This is a genomic window from Cupriavidus sp. HPC(L), assembly GCF_000307735.3.
Classification (GTDB): Bacteria; Pseudomonadota; Gammaproteobacteria; order Burkholderiales; family Burkholderiaceae; genus Cupriavidus.
This window is the reverse complement of the sequence record NZ_AMPR02000055.1, coordinates 1-11,517: the sequence shown is the minus strand read 5'-3', so window position 1 is coordinate 11,517 and position 11,517 is coordinate 1. Positions and strand designations below refer to the sequence as shown.

Sequence of the window (11,517 nt, the reverse complement as noted above, 5' to 3'; positions counted from 1 at the left end):
GGCGGGCACCGCCGCGGCGCAGCCCGCGCCATCGGCGGCCGCCGGCAAGATCAAGGTCGGCTTCATGCTGCCCTACACCGGCACCTATGCGGCGCTCGGCACGGCGATCGAGAACGGTTTCCGCATGTACGTGCAGGAGCAGGGCGGCCGGCTGGGCGGGCGCGAGGTCGAATTCTTCAAGGTCGACGACGAATCGGATCCGGCCAAGGCGCCGGAGAATGCCAACAAGCTGGTCAAGCGCGACCAGGTCGACGTGGTGATCGGCACCGTGCACTCGGGCGTGCAGATGGGCATCGTCAAGGTGGCCAAGGAAAGCAACACGCTGCTGATCATTCCGAACGCGGGCGCCGACGAGGCTACCGGTCCGCTGTGCGGGCCCAATATCTTCCGCTCGTCGTTCTCGAACTGGCAGCCAGGCTATGCGATGGGGCAGGTGGTGGCCGAACGCGGCATGAAGCGGGTCGTCACGCTGACGTGGAAGTACGCGGCCGGCGAGCAGTCGGTGCGCGGCTTCAAGGAGGCGTTCGAGGCCAAGGGCGGCAAGATCGTCAAGGAACTGAGCCTGCCCTTCCCGAACGTCGAATTCCAGGCGCAGATCACCGAGATCGCATCGCTCAAGCCCGATGCGGTATTCGTCTTCTTCGCCGGCGGCGGCGCCGTCAAGTTCGTCAAGGACTGGGCCGCGGCGGGCCTGAAGGACAAGATTCCGCTCTATGCATCGGGCTTCCTGACCGACGGCACGCTCGAGGCGCAGGGCACCGCGGCGCAGGGCCTGGAGACCACGCTGCACTACGCCGACGGCCTGCAGAATCCGCGCGACAAGCAGTTCCGGCTCAATTACGCGAAGGCTTACAAGCTGCAGCCCGATGTCTACGCGGTGCAGGGCTACGACGCGGCGCAGATGCTGGCCGCCGGCGCCGCCGCCGTCAAGGGCGACATGAGCCGCAAGGCGGACGTCTACAAGGCCATCGCCGCCGCGCGCATCGACAGCCCGCGCGGCACCTTCACGCTGTCGCGTGCCCATAACCCGGTGCAGGACTTCTATCTGCGCAAGGTCGAGGGCCGCGAGAACAAGGTCGCCGGCATCGCGGTCAAGGCGCTTGCCGATCCCGCGCGCGGCTGCCGCCTGTAACGCGAGGCCGCCAACGCCCATCGCCTGCGCCTTGCGCGCGTCACCGGCCGCGGCATGCCGGCGCTTGCCGGCCGCGGCCTCGTCAACGACCGATCGCCTCGCATGGACTTCGTCTCCTTCCTGATCCAGTGCCTGAACAGCGTGCAGTACGGTCTGCTGCTGTTCCTGGTCGCCAGCGGCCTGACGCTGATCTTCGGCATCATGGGCGTGATCAATCTCGCCCACGGCAGCTTCTACATGCTGGGCGCCTACCTGGCCTTCACGCTGGCGAGCATGACCGGCAGCCTGTTCATCGCGCTGCCGCTGGGCATCGTGCTGGCGGTCGCGTTCGGCTATCTGCTCGAGTGGGTGTTCTTCAGCTATCTGTACGAACGCGACCACCTGCAGCAGGTGCTGATGACCTATGGGCTGATCCTGGTGTTCGAGGAGATGCGCAGCATCCTGGTCGGCGACGACGTGCATGGCGTGCCGGTGCCGCCGCTGCTCGACGGCGCGCTGCCGATCGGCAACGAGATGACCTATCCGGTCTACCGGCTGTTCATCTCGGCGGTGTGCCTGCTGGTGGCCGCGGCGATGTACTACGTGATCCGCCGCACGCGGCTGGGCATGACGATCCGCGCGGGCGCCAGCAATCGCGAGATGGTGCAGTCGCTGGGCGTCAATATCGGCCGGCTGTACCGGCTGGTGTTCGCGCTCGGCGTCGCGCTGGCGGTGCTCGCCGGCATGATCGCCGCGCCCGTGTCGTCGGTCTATCCCGGCATGGGCAGCCAGGTGCTGATCGTCTGTTTCGTCGTGGTGGTGATCGGCGGCATCGGCTCGGTCAAGGGCGCGATGGTCGCCGCGCTGCTGCTCGGCTTCGTCGATACCTTCGGCAAGGTGTTCTGGCAGGAGGTGGCGGGCGTGCTGGTCTACCTGCTGATGGCGATCATTCTGCTCTGGAAACCCCAGGGCCTGTTCAAGGCGGGCTAGCGCGATGGCATCGACACCTCCGACCAACCTCGGCGCCGACATCGGCGCGGCCTTCGACCTGCAGCGGCGCGCCAGCCTGCGCTGGACCACGCTGGCGTGGGCGATCGCCTTCGCGGCGCTGGCCGCGCTGCCGCTGGCGCTCGGCGGCGAGGGCAACAAGTTCTACATCGATCTGCTCAGCAAGGTGATGATCATGGCGATCTTCGCGCTGTCGCTGCAGCTGCTGATCGGCTATACGGGCCTGGTCAGCCTGGGCCATGCCGCGTACTTCGCCACCGCGGCCTATGCGACCGCGATGCTGGCGCCGCAGTCCGAGCCCGGCAATGGCTGGTGGCTGCTGGTGGCGGCGGTTGCCGCGGCGGCGGTGCTGGCGTTGCTGGTCGGCATGCTGGTGCTGCGCACGCGGGGCATCTACTTCATCATGGTCACGCTGGCGTTCGCGCAGATGGTCTATTTCATCTTCCACGACACCAAGATCGCCGGCGGCAGCGACGGCACCTACATCTATTTCCGGCCCGAGTTCGGCGTGTTCGGCGCGCGGCCCCTGGGCATCGACGATCCCGTGCATTTCTACTGGCTGGTGCTGGGCGCGCTGATCTTCACGGTGGCGGCGCTGGCGATGGTGCTGCGTTCGCGCTTCGGCCATGCGCTGATCGGCATCCGCCACAACGAGCAACGCATGCGCGCGGCGGGCTTCGCCACCTACCGCTACCAGCTCGGCGCCTTTGTCGCCGGCGGCGCCTTTGCGGGGCTGGCCGGCTATCTGTATGCGATCCAGTTCGGCTTCGTCAATCCGGAGATCGCGTCGTGGCACCAGTCGGGCAACGCGATGCTGATGGTGATCCTGGGCGGGGTCGGCAGCCTCGCCGGCGCGGTGATCGGTGCGTTCTCGTTCGTGCTGCTGGCCGAATGGTTCAGCACGCTGACCAAGCACTGGCAGCTGCTGATGGGCGGCTTCATCATTGGCGCGGTGGCGCTGCTGCCGGGCGGGCTGGTCGGATTGGCGGCATTGCTGCGCCGCCGGCTCGGTGGTGGCGCGGATCGCCGCGGGGTTGGCATGCGAGGAGAGCGGCGATGAACGCGCGCCATGGCAACGAACCGGTGCTGCGCGCGGCCGGACTGACGCGCCGCTTCGGCGGCCTGACCGCGGTGTCCGGCGTCGATCTGGCGCTGGACCTGCATCAGATCCACGCCGTGATCGGCACCAACGGCGCCGGCAAATCGACGCTGATCAATCTGCTGTCGGGCGAACTTGCGCCGACCGCGGGCCAGCTGTTCCTGCACGGCACCGACGTCACCGGCTGGCCGCAGCCGCGGCTGGCCTGCGCCGGCGTCGGACGCAGCTATCAGCGCAACAACGTGTTCGCACCGCTGAGCGTGCGCGAGAACTGCCGGCTGGCGGCGCAGTCGCGCGCGCAGCGTGCCTGGCGCCTGTGGGAAAGCGCGCAATCGTGCCGCACCGCGCGCGCGCTTGGCGACGAGGCGATGGAAAGGGCCGGTCTGGCGGACTGCGCGGCGCTGCCGGCGATGGCGCTGTCGCACGGGCAGAAGCGCCAGCTGGAGGTGGCGATGTGCCTGGCCACACAGCCGGTCGCGCTGCTGCTCGACGAGCCGCTGGCCGGCATGGGCGCCGAGGAATCGGCGCGGATGCTGTCGCTGCTGCGCGATCTGCGCGAGGGCCACGCGATCCTGCTGGTCGAGCACGACATGGATGCGGTGTTCGCGGTGGCAGACCGCATCACCGTGATGGTCAACGGCGTGGTGATCGCCTCGGGCGAGCCGGCCGCGATTCGCGCGAACCGCGAGGTGCAACAAGCCTACCTGGGCGACGACGAAGGCGCGGGCGAGCTTGCCGATGTCGCGGCCGACGCCGATTCCCATCCCCATGGCGCAGGCGCGGGCGCCGGCGCGGCCGCCGGCACGCGCAAGGAGTGCGCAGCGTGAAGCCGATGATCGAAGCCACCGGCGTGCAGGCCTGGTATGGCACCAGCCATGTGCTGCGCGGGGTCGACTTCCGCGTCGACGCCGGCGAAACCGTCGGCCTGCTGGGGCGCAACGGCATGGGCAAGAGCACGCTGCTGCGGACCTTGCTGGGCCACGTCACGCAGCGCGCCGGCACCATCGTCGTCGCCGGCCGCGACGTCTCGCGCGCGCGGCCCTACGATGTCGCGCGCCTCGGCGTCGCCTACGTGCCGGAGGGCCGCGGCATCTTTCCGAACCTGTCGGTGCGCGAGAATCTGCTGATGGCCGCACGCAAGGGCTGCAACGGGCGTAACGACTGGGACGAGGCGAGGGTGCTCGACTTGTTCCCGCGTCTGAAGGAGCGGCTCGACCATGGCGGCCAGCAGCTTTCGGGGGGCGAGCAGCAGATGCTGTCGATCGGCCGCGCGCTGATGACCAATCCCGACTGCCTGATCCTCGACGAGGCGACCGAAGGACTGGCACCGAAGATCGTCCGCGAGATCTGGGACGTGATCGCCGCGGTGCGGGCCACCGGCATTTCGACCGTGGTGGTCGACCGCAACTATCGCGCGGTGCTGGCGCAGGCCGACCGCGTGGTGGTGCTCGAGAAGGGACTGGTCGCGGCAAGTGGCGCGGCGGCCGAACTGGCGGCCACGCCGGGCCTGCTCGAGCGGTATCTCGGCGTCTGAGCGCCTCGAAGTTCGGCCGCATTCGGTGCCTCGATCCAGCGCGGTGATATCGGCGAACTCGTAGAAGACATAGCAGACATGGAATGGCGCGAATACCGCTTGTCGCGCCGTTTTTCTATGGCGGGCGCGCCACACCCAAGGGTTGACCGAGCGCTGCTTCGCTCGCATCCTTGCGTTCCTGGGGAGGGCGATCGCCGGCCAGCGACGTTGTCGCGCTCGAACCGCAGCGCGTGCCGAAACGGCTCCGGAAGGGCCTCGGAACGGTCCCAAAAAGATTCCTGATGACGCTGCCGGCCCGTTTCCACTAGAATGGCGCCCGATTGTGCATTGCAAAAAAATTCTCGAACGATGCGGCCGGCCGCGGCATGACGGGCCTCCCGCTGCGAATCCATGACACAACCCACCACGAGCCATTACTTCGTCGAGACGCCCAGCATGCGCATGCTGGTACTCGCGGCGATCGGTGTCGTCTTCGGCGATATCGGCACCAGTCCCCTGTATGCCCTGAAGGAGTGCTTCAGCGCCGAGCATGGCATTCCGTTCAGTCCCGAAGCCGTGATGGGCGTGATCTCGCTGCTGTTCTGGGCAATGATCCTGGTGGTGTCGATCAAGTACGTGGTGTTCGTGATGCGCGCGGACAACGACGGCGAGGGCGGCGTGCTGGCGCTGATGGCGCTGGCGCTGCGCAGCGCCGCACCGCGCTCGCGGCGGGCCAAGCTTCTGATGATGCTGGGCATCTTCGGCGCCTGCATGTTCTACGGCGATGCGGTGATCACGCCGGCCATCTCGGTGCTGTCGGCGGTCGAGGGCATCGAGATCGCGACGCCGGCACTGTCGCACTACGTGATCCCGATCACCCTGGCGATCCTGCTGGTGCTGTTCCTGCTGCAGCGGCGCGGTACCTCCTCGGTGGGCAAGCTGTTCGGGCCGATCATGGTGGCGTGGTTCCTGTCGCTCGGCGCGCTGGGCATCTATCACCTGATCGAGTCGCCGGCCATTCTCGCCGCGATCAATCCGCTGTACGGGGTGCGCTTCCTGCTCGAGCATTCGCTGCAGGCCTTCATCGTGCTCGGCGCGGTGTTCCTGGTGCTGACCGGCGCCGAGGCGCTGTATATCGACATGGGCCATTTCGGTCCCGCGCCGATCCGCCGCGGTTGGTTCGCGATCGTGATGCCCTGCCTGATGCTGAACTACTTCGGCCAGGGCGCGATGCTGCTGGGTGACCCCAGCGCGGTGCGCAATCCGTTCTACCTGATGGTGCCCGAGTTGCTGCTGATTCCGTTGGTGCTGCTGGCCACCTGCGCCGCAGTGATCGCGTCGCAGGCGGTGATTTCGGGCGCGTTCTCGCTGACCAGCCAGGCGATCCAGCTCGGCTTCATCCCGCGCATGCGGATCCGCTACACCTCGGAAGCCGAGATCGGCCAGATCTATCTGCCGGTGATCAACTGGGTGTTGCTGGTGGCCGTGGTGCTGGTGGTGCTGGCCTTCAAGAAGTCGGAGAACCTGGCCGCCGCCTACGGCATCGCGGTAACCACCACGATGGTGATCACCACGCTGCTGTCGATCGTCGTGATGCGCCACGTGTGGAAATGGCCGCCGGCGGTGGTCGCCGCCGCGGGCGCGGCCTTCCTGGTGATCGACCTGTCGTTTTTCTCGGCCAACCTGCTCAAGATTGCCGAGGGCGGCTGGTTCCCGCTGCTGCTGGGCAGCGCCGCCTTCTTCCTGCTGATGACCTGGTACGGCGGCCGCAAGCTGCTGCGCGCGCGCAGCCTGGAGGAGGGCATTCCGCTGGAGCCCTTCATGGCCGGGCTGCTGGCCCATCCGCCGCACCGCGTCGAGGGCACCGCGGTCTTCCTGACCGGCAACACCGAATTCGTGCCGGTGTCGCTGCTGCACAACCTGAAGCACAACCGCGTGCTGCATGAGCGCGTGGTGTTCCTGAGTTTCGTCACGCGCGACATTCCGTATGTCGACGACGATCACCGGCTTAGCTGCAAGGACCTGGGCGGCGGCGTCTTTATCCTGAAGTCCGAATACGGCTTCAAGGAAACCCCCGACGTGCACAAGGTGCTCGATCTGTCCAAGCGCAAGCTGAACATGGAGTTCGAGCTGATGGAGACCTCGTTCTTCATCGCCCGGGAATCCGTGATCCCGTCGCGCCTGCCCGGCATGCCGATGTGGCGCGAGACGCTGTTCGCGTGGATGCATCAGAACGGCGCCAAGCCGTCGGATTTCTTCCGCATCCCGGCCAACCGGGTGGTGGAGCTGGGGACCAAGGTCGAGATCTGAGCGCGGCGGCGGCGCGCCTGCGGGCGCGCCCGTCGCATCACCAGGAAGCCTGCATGCGGCACCGCCGTTTGCAGGCTTTTTTGTTGCCCCTTGCCCTACTGACGAGGGGAGTGACGTGCCGAAGTGTCAACTTTCGGAGGGTGGCACCGTAAACTTCTCGGGGACGTCCGCCCGAGCCGCACGCAGGCCCCGGCTTGCCTGCATGCAGGCCTTCGGCGCATGTCGCTCTATGTCGTTCAACCAGGAGAACAGGTAGTGAAGAAAGTCCATGCAGTTTCCCTGATCGGGATGCTCGCGCTGCTCGCCGCAGGGGGATGCGCCACGGAATCGTCGCGGGCCTTGCCCGTGCAGCAGGTCGAAAGCGCCAGCCGCCCGTACCAGGGCGTGCGCGCACCGATCGCGGTCGGCAAGTTCGACAACCGCTCCAGCTATATGCGCGGTGTGTTCTCCGATGGCGTGGACCGCCTCGGCGGCCAGGCCAAGACCATCCTGATCACCCATCTGCAGCAGACCGGCCGCTTCAACGTGCTGGACCGCGACAACATGGAAGAGATCCAGCGCGAAGCCGGCATCAAGAAGCAGCAGCAGAACCTGAAGGGCGCCGACTATGTGATCACCGGCGACGTGACCGAATTCGGCCGCAAGGAAGTCGGCGATCGCCAGCTGTTCGGCCTGCTTGGCCGTGGCAAGTCGCAGGTCGCCTACGCCAAGGTCGCGCTGAACGTGGTCAATATCAACACGTCCGAAGTCGTCTACTCGACCCAGGGCGCCGGCGAATACGAGCTGTCCAGCCGCGAGATCATCGGCTTCGGCGGCACGCAGAGCTACGACTCCACGCTGAACGGCAAGGTGCTCGACCTTGCGATGCGCGAGGCGGTCACCAAGCTCGTCGGCGGTATCGAGAGCGGGGCCTGGAAGCGCGCCGTCCAATAACACCTCTTCGAGGAACGGGTCATGAAAACGACGTTGCAAACGTCGCGGCTGGCATTGGCAGCCGCGGCGTGCGGCGCGCTGCTTGCCGGCTGCGCCAGCCAGAACACGCTGTACCAGTGGGAGGGGTATCAGCCCCAGGTCTACAACTACTTCAAGGGCGAGCCGAAGCAGGAGCAGGTGATCGTGCTCGAGCGCGATCTCGAGAAGATCAAGGCCGCCGGCAAGCTGCCGCCGCCCGGCTACCACGCCCATCTGGGGCTGCTGTACGCCGATCTTGGCAAGGACGACGAAATGGTGCGCGAGTTCCAGACCGAGAAGGCGCTGTTTCCGGAGTCGGGCACCTATGTCGACTTCCTGCTGCGCAATATCAAGCGTCCGGAGAAGAAGGCCGACGCCGGCGGCAACAAGGTGGAGGTCAAGTAAATGAAGACGCTGTTTTCCCGCACGCCGTTTTCTCGCACGCTGCTCTCGCGGCTGCTTCCGCTGGCGGCCGTCGCCGCGCTCGCCACCGGCTGTGCCGCGCCGAAGCAGATCGACTACGCCGCGTTCAAGCAGGCGCGTCCGCGCACCATCCTCGTGCTGCCGCCGCAGAACGAATCGCCCGAAGTGCAGGCGACCTATAGCGTGCTGTCGCAGGCCACGTATCCGCTGGCCGAGGCCGGCTACTACGTGCTGCCGGTGACCCTGGTCGACGAGACGTTCAAGCAGAACGGCATCACCCAGCCAGGCGAAATGCACGCGGTGGCGCCGGCCAGGCTCAAGGAGATCTTCGGTGCGGACGCCGCGCTGTACATCGACATCACTAGCTACGGCACCAAGTACTACGTGATCGACAGCGCCACCGTGGTGACGGCGAAGGCCACGCTGGTCGACCTGAAGACCGGCACGCAGCTGTGGACGGGCTCCGCTTCGGCGTCGAGCAACGAGGGCGGCAACAGCTCGGGCGGCGGCCTGGTCGGCATGCTGATCGCGGCGGCGGTCAAGCAGATCATCAACAGCGCCACCGATGCTGGCCACACCGTGGCGGGCGTCACGACCAGCCGTCTGCTGACGGCCGGCCAGCCCGGCGGCATCCTGTACGGCCCGCGCTCGCCGAAGTACAACGCGGACTGATCCGGCGGGGGCATCCATGCGGGCCGCCCATGCGTGCGGTTCTGCCGCGGACGGTGCCGCCGGCTAGGGGCGGGCACGAAAGGCGGACCCGTCCAGCCAGATCGCGTCCGTCCGCGGCAACGCCGCCGTTTGGCGTTTCCATTGCCAATCCGCCAGCCAGCCGCCCCGCGCCGGCAGCCTGTTCCGGGTTGAATCGAGCGCCATCAACAGCAGCAGTCGATCGTTGGGATGCAACGCCAGCGTGGCCTCCCATATCCGTCGCCAGGCCGCCGTCATCTCCGTTGCCGTGTGCAGCCGTTCGATATTGTCAGCCAGACTGGAAAGCGGCAACGGTCGATCCAGGCGCGGCAGCGCCTGGATCGCGCGAAATACCTGCTGCCACAGCCCGCTGTCGACCACCAGCCGCGATAGCAGCGCGAGCAGGTCGATGCGGTCCCGGCGAGGCAAGGGGCCGGCGGCTTCCAGCAGGCGATCCAGCGCCGAATCCACCTGCTCACGGGGCAGGTGAGCCATGGCATTCGCCAGGGCCGACAGGGCCGCGCCCTGTTCGTGGACAGGCAGTTCAAGCGTCATGGCGAGAATCGCGTCCCATGCGGCGCCGCTGTCGGGCGCCCTGTCCAGTGTCAACGCGAGTGCCGGCAGCAGCTGATTGCGCTGTTCAGGTTCAAGCACCTCGGCATGGTCCAGGACCGTATTCCACGCCTGCACCCTCGGCTCGCCGGACACCAGTGCCAGGGGCAGCAGAATGAGACGGAACGGCAGCGCTTGCACGGCGCTAGCGTCGATCAGCGTGTTCACGAGATCGATGTTGTGCTCGCCGACGATCCCGTTCTGGACCCGACAAAGCTGCCGCAGGACGATGTAGCGCTCGCCGGATGACCGCAGGTGGACCATGGCCAGGGTATACAGGGTCAGCCAGTAATCCGCCTGCAATTCTGGTGGGAGTCCGGGAAGCGCGTCAGCCAGCGCCTCCAGCAGCCAGCAATGCAAATCGGGCGGCAGTTCGCCGAGCTTGTAGATCGCGCCATGCCAGCCCACCAGGCAGTCCTCCGGCGGTAGCAACGGCAGCAGCTGTGCAGCGGCGATATGGCCGAGCGCGGCTGACGATCCCTCGTGGGAGGCGGCGAACTCGATGAAGCGTTCGTAGTGCTGCGTGACGGTCTGCGTCTGCATCGCTGGCGTCGGCATGGCGAACGCGATCAGCAATGCCTCGGGCGTATCGGCCGGCAACGCCGCGATGGCGCGGCGCAAGGCATTGTCGGCGTGCCGAAAGGCCGGCGGCGCTTCGAATGTCCGCCGTGCCGCGCTGCGCAGCGTCCAGATTTGTTCCACCTCCAAAGTGGACGCCACCATCGCGGCCAGACAGTGGTTGACCGGGGGCTCGGCCATTCGCTGCGACGGGAGGTCGCGCAGCACGACTGACAGGGCATCCACCCGCAATGACACGGGCAGGTCCATCAGCGCGTCCTGCACACGTCGATACAGCTGCCTGCGCGACTCCAGGGCGCATGACGGGGGCAAGTCGTCGCACGCCAGCATCACGAGCGCCACCATGCCGAGCGGTGCGGGCCGCGCCGCCTCCGGCAGACGCTCCACCGCGCCGAGCAGCGAACCGGCGGCGGACAGCCACAGCGCTGGCGGCATCCGGCAAATCGATCGGCCCAGCCGCGCCAGAACCTCGGCGCGGGGCCCGGGCAGCAGGCGAACGCTGTCGCGCAATACCGCATCGAGGTTCGATGGTGTCACCGCACGATCGCTGCGCACGTCGATACCGTGCCGGAACGCCATCGGTCCCAGCAGGCGACGGCAATGCGGCTCCACGCGAGACAGCGCGCTGATGTCCCGCGGGCCGAGATAACCGGCCAATTGCATCACGATGGGTTCAGGCAATGCCGCGAAACCGAGCCCGCGGGGCCAGGCGCGCGCCGCGGGGCTGGGGCCGCGAACCGACCAGGCGGCGGCATCCATGGCCCGCCACGTCGCCGCCTGGCCGAGGTGCCGACGGCTCCATGACAGCCACCGAGCCAGCAGTGTCTGGCCGGGCTGTCCGGGCTGTGCATCGGCTTGCGGGCGCAAGGGCGAGATGGCGGGCATCCCGTCGCCTGCATCGGAGGCGTGCGGCGACTCCCGCATGCCGCTGGCAGCGGCCGGTTCGGGATGGTTCGAAGTAGGCCGCGCGGGCGCGGACGAGGCAAGACTGCGGGCTGCCTGCATGCGTCGATTCCTCCTGGCAATGGTGCGCGACGTCGGCCGGCTTGCCGCCGTAACGCGTGCCGGAAGTCTCGACCGTACCAGCCAGGGGGATATCGAAAAACCAACGCGGGCTTTGAGATCCCGCTCGATGGCGGGCGGCACCGGGGCGGCACTGCGGCCGCCCCGGGTCGCGCCCGTATCTGCTTACCGCTTCAGCTTGGCAAACGCCGCCGCCAT

Annotated in this window: 11 protein-coding genes; 10 read left to right on the top strand and 1 reads right to left on the bottom strand. The window is 67.4% G+C overall.

Features of this window, described 5'->3' with window-relative positions:
- From B551_RS04750 to B551_RS04710, 9 genes are all read left to right on the top strand, one after another.
- Positions 1 to 1,132 (top strand): ABC transporter substrate-binding protein (locus B551_RS04750; protein WP_023263583.1); only part of this gene is annotated, 1,132 nt, incomplete at its 5' end.
- Positions 1,133 to 1,234: 102 nt separating this feature from the next.
- Complete coding sequence (locus B551_RS04745; RefSeq protein ID WP_006575833.1) at positions 1,235 to 2,101, top strand: branched-chain amino acid ABC transporter permease; 867 nt, start codon at positions 1,235 to 1,237, stop codon at positions 2,099 to 2,101.
- 4 nt (positions 2,102 to 2,105) lie between these two features.
- Positions 2,106 to 3,179 (top strand): branched-chain amino acid ABC transporter permease, encoded by a 1,074-nt coding sequence (locus tag B551_RS04740; RefSeq protein WP_006575834.1) that lies wholly within the window; start codon positions 2,106 to 2,108, stop codon positions 3,177 to 3,179.
- Positions 3,176 to 4,045, top strand: a complete 870-nt coding sequence (locus B551_RS04735; RefSeq protein ID WP_006575835.1) for an ABC transporter ATP-binding protein — start codon at positions 3,176 to 3,178, stop codon at positions 4,043 to 4,045. The genes B551_RS04740 and B551_RS04735 overlap by 4 nt, the downstream gene beginning before the upstream one ends.
- Before the next feature lie 5 nt (positions 4,046 to 4,050).
- On the top strand, positions 4,051 to 4,752 hold the full coding sequence (locus B551_RS04730; RefSeq protein WP_043437435.1) for an ABC transporter ATP-binding protein: 702 nt from the start codon (positions 4,051 to 4,053) through the stop codon (positions 4,750 to 4,752).
- Positions 4,753 to 5,142: 390 nt separating this feature from the next.
- Positions 5,143 to 7,041: a potassium transporter Kup gene (locus tag B551_RS04725; RefSeq protein ID WP_043437427.1), complete on the top strand. Its 1,899-nt coding sequence runs from the start codon at positions 5,143 to 5,145 to the stop codon at positions 7,039 to 7,041.
- Positions 7,042 to 7,329: 288 nt separating this feature from the next.
- On the top strand, positions 7,330 to 7,974 hold the full coding sequence (locus B551_RS04720) for a CsgG/HfaB family protein (RefSeq protein WP_023263580.1): 645 nt from the start codon (positions 7,330 to 7,332) through the stop codon (positions 7,972 to 7,974).
- A gap of 21 nt (positions 7,975 to 7,995) precedes the next feature.
- Positions 7,996 to 8,397: a DUF4810 domain-containing protein gene (locus B551_RS04715; protein WP_006575839.1), complete on the top strand. Its 402-nt coding sequence runs from the start codon at positions 7,996 to 7,998 to the stop codon at positions 8,395 to 8,397.
- Complete coding sequence (locus tag B551_RS04710) at positions 8,398 to 9,087, top strand: DUF799 domain-containing protein (RefSeq protein WP_006575840.1); 690 nt, start codon at positions 8,398 to 8,400, stop codon at positions 9,085 to 9,087.
- Positions 9,088 to 9,150: 63 nt separating this feature from the next.
- Here B551_RS04710 and B551_RS25990 read toward each other — a convergent pair whose 3' ends face one another.
- Positions 9,151 to 11,181 (bottom strand): hypothetical protein, encoded by a 2,031-nt coding sequence (locus B551_RS25990; RefSeq protein WP_216599688.1) that lies wholly within the window; start codon positions 11,179 to 11,181, stop codon positions 9,151 to 9,153.
- Between the two features lie 37 nt (positions 11,182 to 11,218).
- On the opposite strand from B551_RS25990, the gene B551_RS26840 reads away from it, so the two are divergent.
- Positions 11,219 to 11,517, top strand: a 299-nt coding sequence (locus B551_RS26840) for a hypothetical protein (protein ID WP_216599687.1), incomplete at its 3' end; no start/stop codon positions are given.

Excerpts from the sequence above, each read along its gene's own strand:
- B551_RS04745 (WP_006575833.1), top strand. The coding sequence starts at position 1,235 with ATGGACTTCGTCTCCTTCCTGATCCAGTGCCTGAACAGCGTGCAGTAC.
- B551_RS04740 (WP_006575834.1), top strand. The coding sequence starts at position 2,106 with ATGGCATCGACACCTCCGACCAACCTCGGCGCCGACATCGGCGCGGCC.
- B551_RS04735 (WP_006575835.1), top strand. The coding sequence starts at position 3,176 with ATGAACGCGCGCCATGGCAACGAACCGGTGCTGCGCGCGGCCGGACTG.
- B551_RS04730 (WP_043437435.1), top strand. The coding sequence starts at position 4,051 with ATGATCGAAGCCACCGGCGTGCAGGCCTGGTATGGCACCAGCCATGTG.
- B551_RS04725 (WP_043437427.1), top strand. The coding sequence starts at position 5,143 with ATGACACAACCCACCACGAGCCATTACTTCGTCGAGACGCCCAGCATG.
- B551_RS04720 (WP_023263580.1), top strand. The coding sequence starts at position 7,330 with ATGCTCGCGCTGCTCGCCGCAGGGGGATGCGCCACGGAATCGTCGCGG.
- B551_RS04715 (WP_006575839.1), top strand. The coding sequence starts at position 7,996 with ATGAAAACGACGTTGCAAACGTCGCGGCTGGCATTGGCAGCCGCGGCG.
- B551_RS04710 (WP_006575840.1), top strand. The coding sequence starts at position 8,398 with ATGAAGACGCTGTTTTCCCGCACGCCGTTTTCTCGCACGCTGCTCTCG.
- B551_RS25990 (WP_216599688.1), bottom strand. The coding sequence starts at position 11,181 with ATGCCCGCCATCTCGCCCTTGCGCCCGCAAGCCGATGCACAGCCCGGA.